Here is a 20269-nt window from a genome sequence, read left to right as displayed (position 1 = left end):
GTTGGATAGAGTATTTGGCTACGAACCAAAGGGTCGGGCGTTCGAATCGCTCCGGGTGCACCAAAGTCCCTATAGTTTAGCGGTTAGAACACCGCCCTTTCACGGCGGTAGCCGGGGTTCGATTCCCCGTGGGGACGCCAGGATTCAGAAAAATGCCCAGTCAGCAGACTGGGCATTTTTCATGGTTGTCACCAGAACAGCTCCCCCCTCAGCCAGACAAAAACAATGCCACCCGCAGGCGGCAGTTGTTGCATCCGGCCATCACATCTCTCTATTCAGATACGATAGCTGCTGACCGTCATCAGCTTGGCCGTCAACTTCATCAGACCCCGCACTGGGGCTGGCAGGCTGGCAGCACCGAATTCATGTGCCATGTCAGCGTGGCGCAGCTCGTCATCCCGCATCTGCATCACAATGGCGCGGCTTTTGGCGTCTGCCGCAGGCAAGGCCGTCAGGTGGCTGTCCAGATGCGCCCCCACCTGATGTTCGGTTTCTTCCAGAAAACCCAGGTTCCATTTGTCACCCAAGAAACCTGCCGTCACGCCAATAGCCAGCGAACCGGTATACCACAAGGGGCCCAACAGACTGGGCTGACCACCCAATTCGCGAATGCGCTGCTCGGTCCAGGCCAGATGCTCCACCTCCTCGAAGGCCGCATGCTGCAGGGCCTCGCGCGCAGCCGGATTGCGCGCCGTCAGCGCCTGGCCCTGATACAGCGCCTGGGCGCACACCTCGCCACAGTGGTTCACCCGCATCAGGCCGATAGTGTGGCGCTTTTCCTCTGCGCTGAGTTCGGCTTCTTCCAGCCCGCTATCCGGCCGTGGCCGCTGGCTTTGCGCCGGGGCAAACAGGGTACGCAGGCCCTTGTCAAATTCGGTAATCAGCGTGTCAAACATAGTGTTCCTGATTGGTGCACAAATCCGTCAAAGATTATACCTGTGCACCGCACAAGACGGCAGCTGCTGATATAATCCTGCAAGAAATTCCATGTAAACAACCACCATTAACAAAGGATTCTGCCTGATGAACCTGGAACTCATCGGCCCGGGCAAAGACATGCCGGGCGACTTCAACGTCGTGATCGAAATCTCCGCCAACGCTGCGCCGATCAAATACGAATTCGACAAAGAGTGGAACACCCTGGTGGTTGACCGTTTCATGGGCACCTCCATGATGTACCCGGCCAACTACGGCTTCGTGCCGCAGACGCTGGCTGGCGATGGCGACCCGGTTGACGTGCTGGTGGTTACCCCCTTCCCGCTGCCGCCGGGCGTGGTGATCCGCTGTCGTGCCCTGGGTCTGATCAAGATGGAAGACGACGGCGGCGTGGATGCCAAGCTGGTTGCCGTACCGGTGGAAAAACTGTGCCCGATGTACAAGTCCATCCAGAAGCTGGAAGACCTGCCGGAACTGCTGCGTGCCCAGATGGTGCACTTCTTCGAGCACTACAAGGATCTGGAAAAAGGCAAGTGGGTCAAGATCAACGGTTGGGGCACGCTGGAAGATGCCAAAACCGAACTGGTGGAAGGCATTGAGCGCTTCGGCAAGTAATTGCTGCCAGTGGCCTGCCTTGCAGGCCCGCGTCCATCACGGACATGAAAAACGCCAGTGCATGCACTGGCGTTTTTGCTTGCCGGCAGCCGGTCAAGATGGGCTGCCATCCAGCAGGCTTAGTGGTTGCGGTAATCAGCCGGATTAGCAGCAATAGCCTTACCAGCATGCTCATCCGCCGCCTTGCGCTGGGCATCGCTCAGGAATTGCTGCTCGTACTTCTTCACAGCATCCTTGTCCGGGCGGCTACGTACATCGCTATCTGCCATGGCAGCAGCAACAAGAGCATTAGAAACAACAACAGCCAGCATCAATTTTTTCAACATGATTCACTCCATTTGGTTAGCAGGATGCAAGCTTTCCGGGCCACTCATCAAAATTTATTCAATTTTTTTGATGACATTTTCAGATTGGCACGTAAAATTACTTTGCTATCAATGGCTTTATTTCTTGCATCGGGTTGGTGGAGTGAATATTAAACGCGAGCCATTCCTGTTGATAGCGAAATGATCTGAACAGTTCATTCAATAAATTTGAACATGAAACTATCACTAGATGCTTTGTTGGTGCTGGATGCCATTGATCGTAACGGCAGCTTTGCCGCCGCGGCCGAAGAGCTGCACCGTGTAACGTCCGCCGTCAGCTATGTCATCCAGAAACTGGAACAGGATCTGGACATCACGCTATTTGACCGCAGCGGCCACCGCGCACGGCTGACACCCGCTGGTGAACTATTACTGCGGGACGGGCGCTATCTACTTGACGCCGCCCGCACGGTGGAGCATCGCCTGCAGCAGCAGGCTGCCGGCTGGGAGAGCGAGCTGGTCATCACCATTGGCGACCTCATTCCCTTCGAACAGCTGATACCGCTGATCCAGCGCTTTGACCAACTGGGTAGCGGCACCCAGCTGCGCTTTACCCGTGAAGTATTTGGCGGCATCTGGGACGCACTGTATGACGCACGTGCCGATCTGGTACTCGGTGCCCCGGGGCATCCGCCTTCCGGAGATTATTTCTATCGCGAGATCGGCTCCATCGACTTTGTCTTTCTGGTTAGCCCCACTCACCCGCTGGCCAGCGCAAACGAACCACTGGCGGCCCACACCCTGCGCAAGCACCGCATCATCTCGCTGGGCGATACCTCGCGCCGCCTGCCCACCCGCACCGCAGGCATACTGGATGGACAGGATGTACTGACCGTACACACCCTGGATGCCAAACTCGCACTAATGACCGCAGGCCTGGGTATTGGCTATCTGCCACGCACCCTTGCCACGCCATATCTGCAAAACGGCCAACTTGTGGAAAAATCGCTGAAGGAAAAACGCAGTTGCACCAAAATGTTCTATGCCTGGAAAGAAGAATCACCCGGCAAGGCGCTGACGTGGTTTATTGAAAATCTGGGTCTCAGCATCCAGCAAAAGCAACTGATCATCTAAGGCCATCCATGTTTCAGCCATCCGGCACTGCACCTCATCTGCACTGGCTCAGCCTGCGACTGCACCAGCGCGGCTTGCTGCTGCCTGCAAGCGAGACTGCACCGGGCTGGTTGCCGGCTGGCTGGCTTGGTTATGCAGCGGACGACTGTTGGCTGGATCTGGGGGACGACGAAAGCAGCGCTCTGGATCTGCGCCTGTTGCACTGCCAACAGCAGCAGGTCATTGCCGTGGAAATATGTGGCCAATGGCAACCGCAGGGCGAGCAGCTCGGCTTCATGCTCTTGTGCGGTAGCACCCTGCCACTGCCAGCCGCTGCCATCCACTGGCTGGACAATATGGCCCCCTTGCCCGGTGCCTGGCTACATTGCGGGCCAGCTGGCAGCGCCCGTTATACCCTGCACGTGATGAATGCCATGCAATATGCCTTGAAACTGGCATGGCAGCACTTACCCACCAGCGCCACACCAAGTGCCATCAACTGGGAACAATGCATGCAGCAGCAAATGGAGGTGGCAGACAAGCTGCTCGCCTTGTCACTCCATTACCTGCAACAGCAAGGCATTGATGCCGCCGGACATGATGCCGAGACAGTACGGGCACAGTTCTCCCTTCCTCCAGGACAGCAGACCCACTTTGCGGCCAACCTGGCACTACTCATCGTGCTGGCAATGCAACAGCGCGATACCCTGCACAGCGCATTGCAACAGGTTTTCAGCACTCTTCAGCCGCAGCCAACATCCCGCCAGAATCCATAGCCATAAAAAAACCCGCCAATTAGGCGGGTTTTTTGAACAGTACTTGAATCAGGCAGCAGCAGGTGCAGCCGGCTTCTTGCGACTAACTGCAGCAGCAGTGGCCTTGGCCTGATTGCTGGCAGCTTCCACGCTGGCTTCAGCGATTTCGGCGCTCACCTTCTTTGCTGTCTTGGACACGCTTTCGAAAGCAGCATTGGAGCTGTTCACGAAAGTTTTCAGTGCAGAAACGGCAACGTCAGAGCCAGCCGGAGCGTTCTTGGACAGGCGGTCCAGATTGCTCAGCAGCAGCTTGTTCTGTTCGGCCAGCTGCTCTTCCACGAAGGAAGTCAGTTCGCCCTGAGTGGCAACTGCCACATCGTAAACTTCACGTGCCACGCTGAATGCCTGGTCCAGGCCCGGCTGAGCCAGACTGGTTTGCAGTTCGGCAAACGCTTTCGGATCTTTCACTTCGCTCAGTGCCTTGAAGTGCTTGGCATTGTTGTCCAGCAACTTGCGGGTCAGTTCCAGCTGCAGGCTGGCAAAACGTTCAGCGCCAGCCAGAACGATGGAGGACAGGCGAACGGCTTTATCAAATTGCGCCTGGCCGAGAGCAGAAAATTCTTGGGTATTGGTAAACATGGCTACTCCTGGAAATGTCGATATACAACTCAGCTTTAACAGTCACAACAACCGTTTCGCCGCCAATGCTGCACAGCAGCAAACGTAATTTAACCAAAGTGCAGAGTGCGGTCAAGAAAATGTTGCGCCGCACAAATTGCTAAGCAGCTATTTTGTATGTGTTTTTACAACAGCAACATTCCAAACGAATGACAAGCATGTGACAGATGAAGCTAGTGGCTGCTGCCCACATTTTTTTGCAGCGCAATACCAACAGTCCACCATACATGCAGAATGGTTCACTGGCATTGAAAGGGGCAGTGCAAGCCAGTACACTCGCTCCATAGAAGAAATCTATTTATATAAAGCCTACTCATGAGCTCTGCGGCCAACGCCTTTGACATCAAATCTGCCAGCCTGGATCTGCTGGCCCTGATTCTCCACACGGACAATCTGGAAGAACTCACCAGCGCCCTGAACACCCGCTTCGGCCCCGCCGTTGATGCACCTGCCGAAGCCTTCATGCTAGATGTGGAAGCCCTGCCCCAGGCAGCGGAAACCGAGTATGGCCGGTTGCTCCCCATGCTCAGCCGCCATGGCATTCGCATTGTGGCGCTGCGCCACCCGGATTCAGCCATGGCCGAAGTGGCCAGCCGCTACGGCCTTGCCTATGTGCGCGGCGGCTTGCCGGCACGCTCCAGCCAGACGGTCAGCGAGCCGCAGGCCAAGCCGGTGGAAGCCGCCCCGGTCGCGGCACCGGTGCCCCCGCCCAGCACCATGATCGTGGATCGCCCGGTACGCGCCGGCCAGCAGATTTATGCCCGTGGCTGCGACCTGGTGGTACTGGCCATGGTCAGCGCCGGTGCCGAGGTGATTGCCGATGGCAACATCCATGTCTATGCCCCACTGCGTGGCCGCGCGCTGGCCGGAGCCCGTGGCAATACCAGCGCGCGCATCTTCGTACGCAGCATGGAGGCCGAACTGGTTTCCATTGCCGGGGTCTATCGCACCATCGAACAGGCCTTGCCGGAAAGCATCAAGGGCAAGCCTACCCAGATTCAACTTGAAAACGAGCGCCTGGTCATGACCGCGCTTGGCGAATAATTCAATTTTCCAAAGGATTTACCGTGGCAAAAATCATCGTCGTGACTTCCGGCAAAGGTGGTGTCGGCAAAACCACCACCAGTGCCAGCTTTGCCTCCGGCCTGGCCCTGCGCGGCCACAAGACCGTGGTGATCGACTTTGACGTCGGCCTGCGCAACCTGGACCTGATCATGGGCTGCGAGCGCCGTGTGGTGTACGACCTGATCAATGTGGTGAATGGCGAAGCATCACTGAACCAGGCGCTGATCAAGGACAAGAACTGCGACAACCTGTACATCATCCCGGCATCGCAAACCCGCGACAAGGATGCGCTGTCGCAGGAAGGCGTGGAAAAGGTATTGAAGGATCTGGCTGACAGCGGCTTCGAGTACATCGTGTGCGACTCGCCGGCCGGTATCGAAAAGGGCGCGCTGATGGCGCTGTACTTTGCCGATGAAGCGCTGATCGTCACCAACCCGGAAGTCTCCTCGGTGCGCGACTCCGACCGCATCCTGGGCATTCTGGCTTCCAAATCGCGCCGTGCCGAACAGGGCGGCGAGCCGGTGAAGGAACACCTGCTGATCACCCGCTACTCCCCGGCCCGCGTGGACAAGGGCGAGATGCTGTCGGTGGATGACGTGAAGGAAATCCTGCGCGTACCGCTGATCGGTGTGATTCCGGAATCCCAGACCGTACTGCAAGCCTCCAACTCCGGTACACCTGCCATTCATCTGAAGGGCAGCGATGTAGCCGAAGCCTATTCTGACGTGATTGCACGTTTCCTGGGCGAAGATCGCCCCATGCGCTTCCTGGATGCCCCCAAGGTGGGCTTGCTCAAGCGCCTGTTCGGAGGTTAAACCATGTCCCTTATCGACATCCTGTTCGGCAAGCGCCAGAAAACCGCCGCCATTGCCAGAGAACGCCTGCAGATCATCCTGGCGCACGAGCGCAATGGCCGCAGCGCGCCCGACTACCTGCCCGCATTGCAGCGCGAGCTGATGGAGGTGATTTCCAAGTACGTGTCGGTCAATCTGGACGACATCAAGGTACAAGTGGAACGCCAGGACGACTTTGAGGTGCTGGAAGTCAACATCGTGCTGCCGGAGCACCAACGATAAACCATGACGCTGACCGAACTCCGCTACATCGTGGCCGTGGCGCGCGAGCGCCATTTTGGCCGCGCCGCACAAAGCTGCTTTGTCAGCCAGCCCACTCTGTCCATCGCCATCAAGAAGCTGGAAGACGAACTGGGCATCACCTTGTTTGAGCGTGGTGGCCAGGAAGTGGCGGTGACGGAAATTGGCGAGCGCATCATCGAACAGTCGCAGCGCGTGCTGGAAGAGGCCGAAACCGTCAAACGGCTGGCCGGTGAACACCAGAACGAGCTGGTGGGCCCGCTCAAGCTGGGGGTGATCTTTACCATCAGCCCCTACCTGCTACCACGACTGATTCCCGCCCTGCGCATTCTGGCACCGGACATGCCGCTGATCCTGGAAGAGAACTACACCGCGCGGCTGGCTGAAATGCTCAAGCGCGGTGAGGTAGATGCCATCATCGTGGCCGACCCGTTCGACGAAGCCGGTACCGTGGCCTGGCCGCTGTATGACGAACCCTTTGTCGTAGCCACACCCAAAGGCCATCCGTGGGAAAAGCAGGAGTGTGTGAATGCCAGTCAGCTGACTGACGAAAGCGTGCTGCTGTTGACACAGGGTAACTGCTTCCGCGACCAGGTATTGCAAGCATGCAGCGAACTGGCCAGCAAGCAGAACCACCACTCCGGTCTGGCCAGCACTCTGCAGGGCAGCTCGCTTAATACCATCCGCCACATGGTGGCCAGCGGCATGGGCGTGACCGTAATGCCATCCACCTCCATCGGCCCAGGTGACGACAGCCTGCTGTCGGTGGTCCCCTTCCAGGCCCCAGTACCCGAACGGCGGGTACTGCTGGTGACACGCAAGCAGTTTTTCCGCAAGAAGGCCGTGGAAACCCTGCAGCAGGCGGTATTCCGTTCCGGGCTGGCTGGCGTTGCCATGCTGGAAGGCGAAGGACCGATTGGCGGCTGATCCACATTACGCAGCCACAAAAAAAGCCGCTCTCATCGAGCGGCTTTTGTTTGCCTGCCAGCGACGTTCTCAGGCGGCAGCCCTGCGTACCAGCTGGGCCAGACGGGCGATGCCCTCGTCAATGCGCTCCGGCGCAGCGTGGCTGAAGTTGAGGCGCAAGTGGCCGATGCCATCTGCCGGATTCGGGTAGAAAGGCTCCCCCGGCATGAAGGCGACATTGCATTCTGCCAGCGCCACTTTCAGCAGCTCGCGCGTGTCCTGCGGCTGCTTCAGCGTCAGCCAGAAAAACAGCCCGCCCTTGGGAACCTGCCAGTCAGCCAGATCAGCAAAGTGCTTTTCCAGCGCAGCCTGCATGGCATCACGCCCCACACGGTAAGTATCGCGCAGTGATTGCAGATGCGCCGGGAAGTCCGGGCTGGCCAGCTGCTGGGCAATAAACCACTGACCGGGGCGATTGCTGTGCAGGTCGGTGGATTGCTTGAGCTTGACCAGATGCGGATACAGCTCGGGCGAGGCAATCAGATAACCTTCGCGCAGCCCCGGCGCCAGCGTCTTGGAGAAGGAGCCGGCATAAATCCACGGCGTGTTCTTCAGATGGCTGACCAGCGGAGCCGGTGCTTCGCCATCGTAGGAAAGCGCGCGGTACGGATCATCCTCGTAAACCGGCAAGCCATGGCTGTCGATCACCTCGGCCAGCGCCCGGCGGTTTTCCTCGCTATAACAGGCACCGGAGGGGTTCTGGAAGCTGGGAATCAGATAGGTCAGTCGCGGTTTGGCCTGGCGCAAAGCCTGGTCCAGCTTGGCCGGTGGCAATTGGCCGTTCTCCTGCGCTACCGCGGTAATGCTGGCACCAAACAGATTGAAGGACTGCAAGGCCGCCAGATAGGTGGGGCCCTCTGTCACCAGCGGAGTACCCGGGTCGATGAACAGCTTGGAAGCCAGGTCGATGGCCTGCTGTGAGCCAGACAGCACCAACACCTGCTGAGCAGTGCAATCCAGCCCCATCTTGCGCGCCTGGGCGGCAATCAGTTCGCGCAGCTCCGGTTCCCCCTCGGTGGTCCCGTATTGCGCCAGTGCCTGCGGCATGCCGCTAAAGTCCAGCTTGGGCAGACAGCTGGCTGCCGGCAGTCCACCGGCAAAGGAAATGACTTCCGGGCGCTGTGCTGCAGCCAGGATTTCGCGGATCAGCGAACCCATCAGTCGTTCGATACGTTCTGAAAACATGGTAATCTCCCTGATTGTCACATCAGTATGTCAACCATATTGCCGTGGCCGAGGGTGGCAAGCCTACGGAAGCGGTGCTTCTGCAGCAGCTGGTATGTTTTTTCTGCTACCGCCATATGGTGCGCTGCCGTGACAATCCAACGAACAATAAACGTCAATTTTTTTGACCTAATTTACCCCTAGGCGGGGAAGTCGTCAACATGCCTGACACCGATAGCTCGATTGACCTGCGCGCGGCCATGGAAGTGTTTTTCCATGCCTACAAGGCCTTTACCGCCAAGCCGGATGAAATTCTGGCCCGCCGTGGTCTGGCGCGTGTACATCACCGTATCCTGTTTTTTGTGGCCCGCTATCCCGGCCTCTCGGTCAAGGACCTGCTGGGCGCGCTGGACGTGACCAAGCAAGCCATCAATATGCCGCTGCGCCAACTGGTGGAAATGGGCCTGATTGCCAGTGTGGCCGCCAGCCACGACAAGCGGGTGAAGCAACTGTCGCTTACCAGCGAAGGCCGCAAGCTGGAAGAAGCACTGCACAAGGAACAAGCCCGGCTGCTAAGCCAGGCCTTCAGCCGTATTGGCGACACCGCCACCCGCGACTGGATGGCGGTTAACAGCCAGCTGTCTGGCCGGGCCGATGCCGACGAAGCTGGCCACTGAGGCTGCCGACCACCAGGTGAATACAAAAAAGCCCGTGTAGCAATACACGGGCTTTTGCTTTATGCAGCCGACGCAGGACTAGCAAATTTTCTCATAGCGGACTTCGAGGATTTCAATATCCTCGTCGCCGTCCGGCCCGCGAAACAGCACGCTATCCCCTTCACGCGCCTTGATCAGGGTGCGGGCAATCGGGGAAATCCAGCTGATATGACCACGCGACAGATCAATTTCATCCACCCCGACGATGCGCAGCAGCTGCTCGCTGCCATCTCCACGCTCAATCAGCACGGTTGCCGAGAAAAATACCTGATCGGTCGCTTCACGCGCTTCCGGGTCCACTACCTCAGCCAGCTCCAGCCGCTTAGTCAGAAAGCGGATGCGGCGGTCGATTTCGCGCAAGCGGCGCTTGCCGTACAGATAATCGCCATTTTCCGAGCGATCGCCATTGCTGGCGGCCCAGTTGACGATCTGCACCACTTCCGGCCTTTCCTTGTTGACCAACTGGTACAACTCGTCCTTCAGCCGCAACCAGCCACCGGGGGTAATGTAGTTCTTGGTGGATGCCGGCAGTCGCTGCTCGACTGGCAGATCGTCTTCAGCCTCGTCGTTTTCTCGAGTAAATGCCTTGCTCATGCGTATATTCCTGACTGGCACTGCAATCGGCTACCTTACGTCCGGCAGCGCCGGTTCAGCAAGCCATCATTGGTCCTGCGGCCACAACCATTCCTGGCAGTACACCAGCAGATTCTTTGGCCGCAGCTTCAGCTGTTGCAACTGCTTGTAATCCAGCCACAGCAGATGATACTGATTATCCTCGCTCATGCGTGCCAGCTCCGGCCCACCCAGCTGCAGGGTGCCACGAAACTTGCTGGCCAGAAACACATGTTCGATGCGCCCCTTGTGCTCCAGCTCGGCCAGTTGCTCGGCCAGCCATACATTCAGGCCGGTCTCCTCTCGGGTTTCACGCACACAGGCCATGGCCGGGGTTTCGCCAGCCTTGATGGTGCCGCCGGGCAGGACATAATACTCCTTGCCATTTTTGATGCGCTGCATCATCAACAGCTTGCCATCCTGGATGATGACAATGGATGCACGCGGCCCGCGCCGACCGGCCAGCAAGCGTACGGCAGCACCGGCTATTGCCGGCTGCTGTCCATGATGCGATTGGCGGACAGAATGCAAAACGGGTGACCGCAAGGCAGCCACCCATTTGCCTGCTCGCACCGCCAGCGCCGTCAGTGACGGCCAACGGCGAGCGCTCACTCGGCCTTGCTGCCGCGGGTTTTCTTGCGGCCGGTCATGGTCAGGTCAGACCACTTCATCACCGCAGCCACTTCGGCTTCGTTCAGTTCGTAGAACTGGCCACGCTTGAGGCGCGGGGGCAGGCCCAGGTTGCCAAAGCGCACGCGGATCAGGCGGCTGACGGTCAGGCCGAAGTGTTCGAACATGCGACGCACTTCGCGGTTACGCCCTTCCTTGATCACCACGTTGTACCACTGGTTGGCACCTTCTTCGGCACCACCGCGCTGGAATACGCGCTGGAAGGCAGCCGGGCCGTCTTCCAGTTCCACACCTGCGGTCATTTCCTTGGCGATTTCCGGTGTCAGTTCACCCAGCACGCGCACGGCGTATTCACGCTCCACTTCAAAGCTGGGGTGCATCATGCGGTTGGCCAGTTCACCACTGGTGGTGATCAGCAACAGGCCGGAGGTGTTGACGTCCAGACGGCCCACGGCCACCCAGCGGCTGCTCTTGGCTTGCGGCAGGCGCTCAAACACGCTGACACGGCCTTCCGGGTCGTCGCGGGAAACGATTTCACCTTCTTGTTTGTGATACATGATGATGCGTGGCAGGCGGTCGGCCCATTTGAGCTTGATCACATCACCCTTGGCGGTGACGCGGTCTTCCGGGCCGACACGGTCGCCCAGATTGGCTTTCTTGCCATTGACCATCACCAGACCGGCTTCAATCCATTCTTCCATTTCGCGGCGCGAGCCGACGCCGGAAGCCGACAGCGCTTTTTGCAGGCGTACCGGTTCAATCTGTTCCTTGTCGAGGCGCACCTCGCGCAGCCGCTTGGACTTTTCTTTCACGTCCTGACTCGGGCTGCGCAGACGCAACTTTTTTGCCTTGATTACCAGCGACTTGCCTTCTGCGCGCGGTTTGCCCGCGGCGGGAGCACGACGCTGTTCGCGCGGGCTTTGTTCTCCATCGGCTACCGGCATGGCGGCATTTTTGTTGCCGAAGCGACGTTCGTGCTGCAGCGCTTCACCACCTTCAGCCTGCAAACGTTCGGCCTTTTCCTGGCGACGGGCAGCCTGCTGCTGGCGGTTGTTTTCCGACTGACTGCGCTTGCCGCTGCCAGTGGGCTTGGCCTGCACTTCGCCACGGCGGTTGACAGTTTCCTTACGGCGGTTGTTGGCCGGTTTTTTCGGTTCGGCCACATTGCCATTCGGTTCGCCGTTTTCATCGCGCGGCAGGCCACGGGCCTGGCGTTGCAATTCCAGCTGCGCCAGTTCGGCACGGCTCATCTTGAACAGTGGCGCGCTTTCATGCGGTGCGGCATTGGCTTGCGCCTGCAGCAGATTGCCATAGGCATCCCGCGGCGCAGCGGGGCGACGGCCCTGCGGCTTGCCGCCCTGGGCTTGCGCGTCTTGCGGATTACGCGCCTTGCCAAAGCCTCCCGGCTTGCCACGGCCCTGCTGCTGCGGGGCGTTGCCACGGGCGGCGTCAGGCTGACGGCGCTGGCTGGTGCTTTCGCGTCCCTTTACACGCGCCACCGGCTGGCGGGCGTTGTTTTGTCCTTTGGTAGACATAAATCATGCTCTTTCAGTACGAGCGCACGCGCTATTGAGCTTGTGGCTCCAGATTGTCCGCCTCATCGTCGAGGGGGAGAGTGTCTTCGGCTTCTTCGCTGCCGATCTCTTGTGGCTGGGCATCGGGTATGACCAGTGTTCCCAAGTCTGCCAGCGGTGGCAGATCCCTTAGCGAAACAAAGCCAAGATCATCCAGAAACTTGCGGGTGGTGGCATACAGCCCCGGCCGGCCGGGCACGTCCTTGTGCCCGATTACTTCAATCCAACCCCGCTCCAGCAGGGTTTGCATCACATTGGTGGATACCGACACGCCACGAATGGATTCGATATCACCACGGGTAACAGGTTGTTTGTAGGCGATAATCGCCAGGGTTTCCATCACGGCACGCGAGTAACGCGGCGGTTTTTCCGGGTTCAGCCGTGACAGATAGGGGGTAAATTCGGCCCGGGCGCGAAAGCGCCAGCCACTGGCCAGTTTCACCAGCTCCACACCACGGCCACGCCAGTCAGACTGGATGTCTTCCAGAATGTCATTCAGCAGACTGGCCTTGATGTCTTCGGTAAACAGCTTTTTGAGCTGGGATACCGACAAGGGTTCCGTCGCGGTCAATAATGCCGTTTCCAGCACGATCTTGAGATAGTTTAAGTCGGTGATGGTGGACATCGGACCAAGTCTCGCCCGGCCTGCGCACAGGACTAGGGGCGAAAAATATACATTGCGCGGGGAAGGCGCGGATTTTACATGAATTCCCCGCTGGCGACACTGCCAATTCGTGCACTGCTGTCATGCATGCAACAGTTGGCCGACTCAGTTGATGGCAATGCGTACATAAATGGGCTGATAGGCTTCCTCTTGACTCACCTTGATCAGCCCTTCCTTCACCAGCTCTAGCACCGCAATGAAGTTGACCACCAGATGGGCGACGCCCTTGTCCACCTCGAACAGCTCTTCGAACGGCACGTATTCGCGCCCGGACAGGTAGCGCAGGATCCAGCTCATTTGCTCGCGTACCGACAGCTCGTCCTTTTCCACCTTGTGACTGCGCTTGTGCTTTGCCCTGGACAGAATGGCCAGCCAGGCCTGACGCAGATCTACCGCTGCCACATCCGGCAGCCGCGCCTCGGCCCCCTGCTCGATCAGTACTGCCAGCCAGGCAAAATCGCGGTCGGCCTGCGGCAGCTTGTCCAGCGCCAGTGCAGCCAGCTTCATCTGTTCGTAATCCAGCAGGCGGCGCACCAGCTCGGCACGCGGATCGTCCGGTTCGCCCTCTTCATCCAGTGGCGGACGCGGCAGCAGCAGCCGCGATTTGATTTCAATCAGCAAGGCCGCCATCAGCAGGTATTCCGCCGCCAGCTCCAGCCGCTCGGTGCGCATGGCGTCCACATAGCCCATGTACTGGCGAGTGATGTCAGCCATCGGAATATTCAGCACATCCAGATTTTGCTTGCGGATCAGGTAGAGCAACAGGTCCAGCGGGCCTTCGAAGCTTTCCAGGATCACCTGCAAGGCATCGGGCGGGATGAACAGGTCCTGCGGCACTTCCAGCACCGGCTGACCGAATACATGGGCGATGGGCAGGCCGGCCGGCAGTTGCGGCGCGGTCAGGGCAAAGTTGTCGGGCGTGGTCTGGCTACTCATGCGGCAGAGTGTACGCCAAGCGGGTGGGTTTTGACCCATTCCAGAAACAGCCGCGCCGGGCCGGACAGACTGATCTTGCGGTGGTAGGCCAGCATGATGGTGCGGGAAGGCTCGTGTTCTGCCAGCGGCAGACGGCACAGCGTGCTGCTGATCATCACTTCCGGCAGCGCAGTCCAGCCCAGCCCGGCTTCCACCAGCATGCGCAAGGCTTCCAGGTAATTGGACGGCTCACGCACGTCCAGCGGGGTGGCCTGTTGCTGGAACAGGTTTTCGATCAGCCGTCGGCAGCGGGTATTGCTGCCGGGCAACAGCGCGGGATAGCGCGCCAGGTCCTGCAGGGTCAGGGAGTCCAGCAGGGCCAGCGGGTGCTGCCCGGCTACGGCAAAGCACAGTTTTTCTTCCAACACCGCCACATAATCCAGCGCCTGCTCGTGCAAGGGCGGCTCGGACATGAAGCCCAGTTCCAGCTCGCCCTGGCTCAGCAGCTTGTGGGTTTCGGCTGAAGTCTTGAAGTCCACGGTGAGGTCGATGCCCGGATACTGGCGCACAAAATCCGCCAGCACCGGCTTGAGGTAGTACAAGCCGATATGCTGGGTGGTGGCCAGATGCAGCTTGCCCACCTGGGCCGGTTGCAGGCTGCGCAGCAGCTGGCTGGCCTGCTCCGCCTCCGCCAGCATGCGCAAGGCGTAAGGCAGGAAGGCGCGTCCGGCTTCGGTCAGCACCGTACGGCGGCCGATGCGGTCGAACAGCGTGACGCGCAGGCCATCCTCCAGGCTGCGAATGCGCTTGGACAGACCGGGCTGGGTGAGGTGCAGGCAGTCGGCGGCGCGGGAAAACGACGACTCACGCGCGGCGGTGACAAAGGCCTTGAGGGCGGCTAGGTGAAAATCCATTCCAAATCATTATGGAAATGTCAAACAAATCCAACTTTTTGTTTGATCTTGATCTGGCTACTATACCAGCACCCTCCACACTCCGCCCCGAATTCATCACATGGGAAATCAGAATCTGCCCTGGATTCAGCCGCTGTCGCTGAACCGCCCGGCACAACCGCAACTGGCACGCGCCGTGGTCATGGTGCGCCCGGTCGACTTTGCCTTTAACGAACAGACCGGTGCCGACAATGTGTTCCAGCACCGGCTGAACCTGCCCGCTGCCGCAGTCACCGCCCAGGCCATGGCCGAGTTCGATGCCATGGCACAGCGCCTGTCTGACCACGGCCTGCGGGTGATGGTACTGGAAAAAAGCCCGGACGGCCTTGCCACGCCCGATGCGGTGTTTCCCAACAACTGGTTCAGCACCAGTGCCGATGGCAGCTTGCACATTTACCCGATGCACACGCCCAATCGCCGGCAGGAACGGCGGGTGGAAGAACTTGCGCGGCTGTTGCTGCAGCATGATTACCAGATCAACCAGATCAGCTGGGTGGGCCACCCGTGGGAAGAAGAACTGATTCTGGAAGGCACCGGGGTGATGATTTTCGACCACGCCCGCCGCCGGGTGTACGCCGCCCGCTCGCAGCGCTGCCATCCGCTGGCGCTGTATCGTTACGCCCGCTTGCGCGGTCTGGACGATGTGCAGTTGTTCGACACCGCCGACAGCCATGGCGTCCCCATCTATCACAGCAATGTGATGATGTCGGTGGGGCAGGATATTGCGGTGATCTGCGCCGACAGCCTGTATCAGCCGGAAGAGCGTCAACGGGTACTGGCCGCGCTGGAATCCACCCACGAGGTGATCCACATCAGTCATGAGCAGGTGGAACAGCATTTCTGCGGCAATATCCTGCAGCTGGCGGCACAGGACGGCACCCCGCTGCTGGCCATGTCGCAGCGCGCCTGGAATGGCTTTACCCCGCAACAGCAACGGGTGCTGGAGCGCCATGGCCAGCCGGTGGTCAACCCCATCCCCACCATCGAAGCAGTCGGTGGCGGCAGTTGCCGTTGCATGCTGGCGGAAATCTTCCTGCCACGTGTCGAGCACTGAAACCGCACGCGGCAAGGGAGCAAGTGCTACAGATCAGTCCCGCTACTCTGACGATCACTCCTGCAGAAGCAGATGGACAAGCCGAGCAATTCTAACAATTAGCCATTTCTCAATCACTCAGACCCGAACTCGTCCATTGAGACAGAAACTCCGCAATTCTTTCTTCGATGGCGCTCTCTACTGTGCGCAAGCGCACGATTGCGATATCGCTCTTGGCTAGTATGCTGTTCTTCAAAGCATCGCGAGCCTGCTGTTCTGATTGGTTGTGAGAGCCGCCATCTACTTCGATCACCCCCACCGGGATCTTGCCCACCTTGAAATAGATGACGAAATCGCAGCTGGCGCGCGCCATGAAAGCCCGCTCACACGTCGTCAAGTCTGGGTTGCTCAGCGATGCAACCTGATTCAACATGACTTGCTTGTGGACCATCAAGGCTTGGCACGCGGGCTTAGCCAGGGCTTCGCGCAGCAGTTGCGCTGCGATCCGCTCGGACACATAACGCGAATCTTCCGGTCGCAAGCGGGCGTTCAACCTTGCCAGCGACTGGTCATACTCGCGATACAGCAGGTCGAAAGCGGACACCACCGGCGCGCGCACGATCTGCTCGTCCTGCGCGTAATAGGCCACATAGCGCATCAAGGCCGCAATGTGCCCGTTGTTGCTGGTGAACACCTCGTCACCCGTGACTAGCGTAAAGCGGTGCTTGGCGCGTGATACCGCCACATTGACCATGCGCGGGTCATCGACGAAATCCAGCCGCTTGCGTTCCTGGTTGTAGCGTTTCTTGTCCAGGACGGTGGAGAAGACAATCTCGTCACACTCCCGCCCCTGAAACTTATGCACGGTGTCCTTGACGAAATCCGGTGGCAGACACTTACTGGAAAGCTTGATCTGCGCCCGGAACGGGGCAATGTAGCCACGGCCTTCACCATCCATGCTGATAGGCTCCCCCTCGTCTTCTAGCACCTTGAGCAGCGAGTCCAGCTCGCGCTGGTTAGTATTTTGACGGGTGTGATTGCCTTTGGCGGTCACCACCAGCCGCAGCGGCTCCTCGCCCCTGTCCTCAGTCATTGGCACCAGTGCGTTGTCGTAGAACTGCTGGTTGCAGAACTGGATGATCCTTGGATGACAGCGATAGTGCTCTTTTAGCAATGTTCTAGGCAGGTTTTCTTTGAATACAGCAATACAGGAATCGAGCAGGCTGTAGCGCTCGCAATCATAAGCCTCGGTAGGTGCCGCAAGGCCTAGTGCCACCGGGATGTGCGCCAACTGGCGGTTATCACCGACGACGATCAGATTCTTCGCGCAGCCCAGCGGCAGAATGCCCGGCACGATGTCCTGTAGCGAGGCCTCGTCGATGATCACGTAGTCGAGAATCGCCCCCGGCGCAATTGAATTAACGATGGAGTGCGTGCCGCTGCCCACGATCGGGAAGCGCTTTAGGAAAGCGTCGAATTGTTGAGTGTGTCGGTACGTCTTGGCATTGAAGCCGTCCGATGACCGCGATGGCTTTTGAAGATGCTGTTTCAGATGGCGCATCGATGCGGTTTTCAATTCCTCCAGCAAGACCGTGAAGTTGGCCCGTGCCAGCGCCTCACGGCAGGCCTGCAACTCCGCTGTTTTTTCCTGAAGCGCCTTGTCGTAGTAATGCATCTGCAGAGTATGAAACGCGGAAAGTCGTGCGTCGCCCTCGGCAAACGGCTTGGTGCGGAAGATCCTGAAGTTGAGCAGCAGCTCGATGCGGTCTTTGATGCGGATGCGTTGTTCACCGAGATGGGTCAGGTAAGCCATCAACTCCGCCGTCTTGCGCGGGGTCAGCCCGTACCTGTCCAGTGGGGTGGTGGCCTGCACACCGCTGTCTGCCTGCCATTGCTGCAGGTAGCGCCGCTCGATGATCAGCTCATCGAGTTCAAGCTGTAATTGAGCCGCCCGATTGTGATCGTGCAGATGTTGCTTCACGCGCTCCAGCCGAGCCTGAATCGCCGCCAAACTCGGCGCGGGCTCGGCTTCGTCGGACGGCCACGGCGGAAGATTGTCAAAGAAGTCCTGGCGATTTTCCTGGTTGCCGAGTTTGGCAATCAAGTGGCCAAGGCTGCACTTTTCCAGCTTTTCATAGACGTTTTCCACCGCCGCATTGTTGTTGGACAGCACGGCCACCGTCTGGCCGCGTAGCAAGATATTGGCAAGGATGTTGAGAATGGTCTGTGTTTTGCCTGTGCCCGGCGGACCTTCAATCACGCTGACCTGCGCGCGAAATGCTTGCTCAACCGCGGCAAGCTGGCTCTCGTTCAGCCCAAACGGATAGATCAGCCCTTGACCTGGTTTCAACGTGCCGTTGCGCCCGGTGCAATACGCCTGCAAGGCAGTATTGGCGCTGGCGGGCAGCTTTCTGATTTGACGCACGACATTGGCGGCAATCTCGCGCTCCGTCGGCGATGCGGCGCGCTCCTGCCGCGCATTGGCTACAGCGGTGAAATAATCGAAGACAGCCGTCCGCTTTATTCCGCTTGGCTCGCACAAGCAAATTTCGTCCATTTTGTGGACATACGGCTTGTCGCTATCCGGATAATGCACAACAGCATACCGCTCACCGTAGATGGTCGCCTTGGCAATGGGAGTGACAATCGCGCTATCGGGCTTGGTCAGCAACATCTCGCCCAGCTCTCGGGTGGGAGAAACCAGGCAGTCACTGAGCGGGCGCGTATAAGTCTTCTTAGAGGGGAAATAACACGTCAGTTGCAGAGTTTGATTCTTATCGCTCCAATAAATCTTCCAATCGCTTATCTGAGCAGTTTTTTCCTCACCCCCTACGTGGATAGAAACCATACGTCCCTTATTCGTCCAAACATGACCTCGGAATATGCACTGAGGCAGAAAACCGACAAAGTCATTTCTTCAATAAAAGACCATCTTGCCATCATCGCAGGATCAGTGACATGACTTTGTCGTCATGGATGATGCACAGTTTAAAAGCCAGGCAGTAGTCTTGCAGGGTGCGCTTAATCCTTGAATCCATATGACTCTCCTTCGCTACGGCAGCAAAGTGTCAACTTATTCCAGGACGGAACCAAGACGATAAAAAGCCGGAACGTCTGTTCCGGCTTTTTTACATCCACCACCGCTACTACAGCATGGTTCGGCTGACAAAATAGCGTAGCGGCCCTGGTGCAAGGCGCGCCGACGCAGGCAGTACACGACGCACGGCAAGGAGGCGCAACGCCGCAACAGGGGTTTTGTCAGCTGCGTTCAGAAGCCCAGCCCCATCGCAGCGCGCACATCACCCATGGTTTCCTTGGCCACTTTCTCGGCGCGGCGGCAGCCTTCGAACACGATTTCCTTCACCCGGTCCGGATGGGTCAGGTATTGCTCGGCACGTTCGAACATCGGCTGCTGTTCGCGCAGCACGCCGTCGATCACCGGCTGCTTGCATTCCAGACAGCCGATGCCGGCGCTGGTACAGCCTTTTTTCACCCATTCGCGGGTGTCGTTGTCGCTGTACACCTGATGCAATTGCCATACCGGGCATTTTTCCGGATTACCGGCATCGGTGCGACGCACACGGGCCGGGTCGGTCGGCATGGCCTTCACTTTCTTGCTCACCAGCTCCGGTGATTCGCGCATGGTGATGGTGTTGCCGTAGGACTTGGACATCTTCTGGCCATCCAGGCCCGGCATGCGCGAGGCGGCGGTCAGCTTGGCTTCCGGTTCCGGCAGGATGGTCTTGCCCTTGTTTTCCAGCCAGCCGGCCAGACGTTCACGGTCGGCCACGCCCAGGTTCTGGCTGGCGGCCAGAATCTCGCGCGCGGCTTGCAGGGCTTCGGCGTTGCCGCCTTGCAGATAGGCGGTGCGCTGCTGCATGAACTGCTTGCCCTGCTTGCCGATTTTCTTGGCGGCGGCTTGGGCCAGTTCGTCGAAATTGGGTTCGCGGCCAAACAGGTTGTTGAAGCGGCGTGCCACTTCGCGGGTCAGTTCGATATGTGGCACCTGGTCTTCGCCCACCGGCACCAGCCCGGCCTTGTACACCAGGATGTCGGCGGCCTGCAGCAGCGGATAGCCGAGGAAGCCGTAGGTACCCAGGTCCTTGGTGGACAGTTTTTCGATCTGGTCCTTGTAGGTGGGCACGCGTTCCAGCCAGGACAGCGGCGTCACCATGGACAATGCCAGATGCAGTTCGGCATGCTGCGGCACCTTGGACTGGATGAACACCGTGGCCTTTTCCGGGTCGACACCGGCAGCCAGCCAGTCGATCACCATGTCCCAGATGCTCTTTTCGATGATGGCCACGTCGTCGTAGTTGGTGGTGAGGGCGTGCCAGTCAGCCACCATGAAATAGCAGTCGTGGCTGGATTGCAGCTCCACCCAGTTCTTGATGACGCCGTGGTAATGGCCCAGGTGCAGGCTGCCCGTGGGGCGCATGCCGGAAAGGATGCGGTTGGCAAACATGGTGTGATTTCCAGAT

21 protein-coding genes and 1 tRNA gene are annotated in these 20269 nt (G+C 58.9%); 10 read left to right on the top strand and 12 right to left on the bottom strand.

The genetic code is table 11. The features are described from left to right. Positions 1-65: 65 nt before the first annotated feature. Positions 66-140: transfer RNA gene (locus QVF59_RS05235), tRNA-Glu, on the top strand. Positions 141-275: 135 nt separating this feature from the next. Here the strand turns inward: QVF59_RS05235 and coq7 are convergent. Continuing rightward, a complete protein-coding gene (gene coq7, locus QVF59_RS05230; RefSeq protein ID WP_159879124.1) occupies positions 276-896 on the bottom strand; it encodes a 2-polyprenyl-3-methyl-6-methoxy-1,4-benzoquinone monooxygenase in 621 nt (206 codons plus the stop codon). 127 nt (positions 897-1023) lie between these two features. Here coq7 and ppa point away from each other — a divergent pair, with 127 nt between their 5' ends. Next, positions 1024-1551 (top strand): inorganic diphosphatase, encoded by a 528-nt coding sequence (gene ppa / locus QVF59_RS05225; protein ID WP_159879126.1) that lies wholly within the window; start codon positions 1024-1026, stop codon positions 1549-1551. Positions 1552-1670: 119 nt separating this feature from the next. Here ppa and QVF59_RS05220 read toward each other — a convergent pair whose 3' ends face one another. After that, the gene (locus QVF59_RS05220; protein WP_159879128.1) at positions 1671-1877 is read right to left on the bottom strand and encodes a hypothetical protein; all 207 of its coding nucleotides are present in this window, start codon (positions 1875-1877) and stop codon (positions 1671-1673) included. Positions 1878-2090: 213 nt separating this feature from the next. Here QVF59_RS05220 and QVF59_RS05215 point away from each other — a divergent pair, with 213 nt between their 5' ends. Further along, complete coding sequence (locus tag QVF59_RS05215; protein WP_287877806.1) at positions 2091-2990, top strand: LysR family transcriptional regulator; 900 nt, start codon at positions 2091-2093, stop codon at positions 2988-2990. A gap of 8 nt (positions 2991-2998) precedes the next feature. Beyond that, entirely contained in the window at positions 2999-3745 is a 747-nt protein-coding gene (locus QVF59_RS05210; RefSeq protein WP_287877805.1) for a hypothetical protein, read from the top strand. Positions 3746-3793: 48 nt separating this feature from the next. Here QVF59_RS05210 and QVF59_RS05205 read toward each other — a convergent pair whose 3' ends face one another. Continuing rightward, complete coding sequence (locus tag QVF59_RS05205) at positions 3794-4363, bottom strand: phasin family protein (protein ID WP_159879134.1); 570 nt, start codon at positions 4361-4363, stop codon at positions 3794-3796. A gap of 354 nt (positions 4364-4717) precedes the next feature. Between QVF59_RS05205 and minC the strand changes: the two genes are divergently transcribed. The 4 genes from minC to QVF59_RS05185 are packed head-to-tail and all read left to right on the top strand — an operon-like array spanning position 4718 to position 7488. Next, the gene (gene minC, locus QVF59_RS05200) at positions 4718-5446 is read left to right on the top strand and encodes a septum site-determining protein MinC (protein ID WP_159879136.1); all 729 of its coding nucleotides are present in this window, start codon (positions 4718-4720) and stop codon (positions 5444-5446) included. 23 nt (positions 5447-5469) lie between these two features. After that, complete coding sequence (gene minD / locus QVF59_RS05195; RefSeq protein WP_045845586.1) at positions 5470-6282, top strand: septum site-determining protein MinD; 813 nt, start codon at positions 5470-5472, stop codon at positions 6280-6282. 3 nt (positions 6283-6285) lie between these two features. Continuing rightward, positions 6286-6543 (top strand): cell division topological specificity factor MinE, encoded by a 258-nt coding sequence (minE, locus tag QVF59_RS05190; RefSeq protein ID WP_045845585.1) that lies wholly within the window; start codon positions 6286-6288, stop codon positions 6541-6543. Positions 6544-6546: 3 nt separating this feature from the next. Beyond that, positions 6547-7488 carry a LysR substrate-binding domain-containing protein gene (locus tag QVF59_RS05185; protein WP_287877801.1) on the top strand — a complete coding sequence of 314 codons (942 nt, stop codon included), beginning with the start codon at positions 6547-6549 and terminating at the stop codon, positions 7486-7488. A gap of 69 nt (positions 7489-7557) precedes the next feature. Here the strand turns inward: QVF59_RS05185 and QVF59_RS05180 are convergent, their stop codons facing one another. After that, on the bottom strand, positions 7558-8712 hold the full coding sequence (locus QVF59_RS05180; protein WP_287877799.1) for an aminotransferase-like domain-containing protein: 1155 nt from the start codon (positions 8710-8712) through the stop codon (positions 7558-7560). Between the two features lie 200 nt (positions 8713-8912). Here QVF59_RS05180 and QVF59_RS05175 point away from each other — a divergent pair, with 200 nt between their 5' ends. Beyond that, complete coding sequence (locus QVF59_RS05175) at positions 8913-9368, top strand: MarR family winged helix-turn-helix transcriptional regulator (protein ID WP_287877797.1); 456 nt, start codon at positions 8913-8915, stop codon at positions 9366-9368. A gap of 78 nt (positions 9369-9446) precedes the next feature. Here QVF59_RS05175 and greB read toward each other — a convergent pair whose 3' ends face one another. From greB to QVF59_RS05145, 6 genes are all read right to left on the bottom strand, one after another. Beyond that, positions 9447-10001 carry a transcription elongation factor GreB gene (gene greB, locus QVF59_RS05170; protein WP_502866795.1) on the bottom strand — a complete coding sequence of 185 codons (555 nt, stop codon included), beginning with the start codon at positions 9999-10001 and terminating at the stop codon, positions 9447-9449. 66 nt (positions 10002-10067) lie between these two features. Further along, positions 10068-10631, bottom strand: a complete 564-nt coding sequence (locus tag QVF59_RS05165) for an NUDIX domain-containing protein (protein WP_159879146.1) — start codon at positions 10629-10631, stop codon at positions 10068-10070. Next, complete coding sequence (gene rluB / locus QVF59_RS05160; RefSeq protein ID WP_420837525.1) at positions 10628-11749, bottom strand: 23S rRNA pseudouridine(2605) synthase RluB; 1122 nt, start codon at positions 11747-11749, stop codon at positions 10628-10630. The genes QVF59_RS05165 and rluB overlap by 4 nt, the downstream gene beginning before the upstream one ends. Before the next feature lie 466 nt (positions 11750-12215). After that, positions 12216-12848, bottom strand: a complete 633-nt coding sequence (gene scpB, locus QVF59_RS05155) for an SMC-Scp complex subunit ScpB (protein ID WP_159879148.1) — start codon at positions 12846-12848, stop codon at positions 12216-12218. Between the two features lie 144 nt (positions 12849-12992). Next, the gene (locus tag QVF59_RS05150) at positions 12993-13823 is read right to left on the bottom strand and encodes a segregation and condensation protein A (protein ID WP_159879150.1); all 831 of its coding nucleotides are present in this window, start codon (positions 13821-13823) and stop codon (positions 12993-12995) included. Next, positions 13820-14716, bottom strand: coding sequence for a LysR family transcriptional regulator (locus QVF59_RS05145; RefSeq protein WP_159879152.1), 897 nt, complete (start codon positions 14714-14716; stop codon positions 13820-13822). Before QVF59_RS05145 ends, QVF59_RS05150 begins: the two co-directional genes overlap by 4 nt. A gap of 100 nt (positions 14717-14816) precedes the next feature. Here QVF59_RS05145 and QVF59_RS05140 point away from each other — a divergent pair, with 100 nt between their 5' ends. Continuing rightward, positions 14817-15809: an arginine deiminase-related protein gene (locus QVF59_RS05140; protein ID WP_287877791.1), complete on the top strand. Its 993-nt coding sequence runs from the start codon at positions 14817-14819 to the stop codon at positions 15807-15809. Between the two features lie 109 nt (positions 15810-15918). Here QVF59_RS05140 and QVF59_RS05135 read toward each other — a convergent pair whose 3' ends face one another. Continuing rightward, a complete protein-coding gene (locus QVF59_RS05135; RefSeq protein ID WP_287877789.1) occupies positions 15919-18636 on the bottom strand; it encodes a DEAD/DEAH box helicase in 2718 nt (905 codons plus the stop codon). Between the two features lie 420 nt (positions 18637-19056). Then, positions 19057-20269, bottom strand: a 1213-nt coding sequence (locus QVF59_RS05130; protein ID WP_353851329.1) for a tryptophan--tRNA ligase, incomplete at its 5' end; no start/stop codon positions are given.

Origin of the sequence: Aquitalea sp. (assembly GCF_030150775.1) — a bacterium.
Lineage (GTDB): Bacteria > Pseudomonadota > Gammaproteobacteria > Burkholderiales > Chromobacteriaceae > Aquitalea > Aquitalea denitrificans.
The sequence above is the reverse complement of the archived record's forward strand: the minus strand, read 5'-3'. Positions and strand labels throughout refer to the sequence as shown.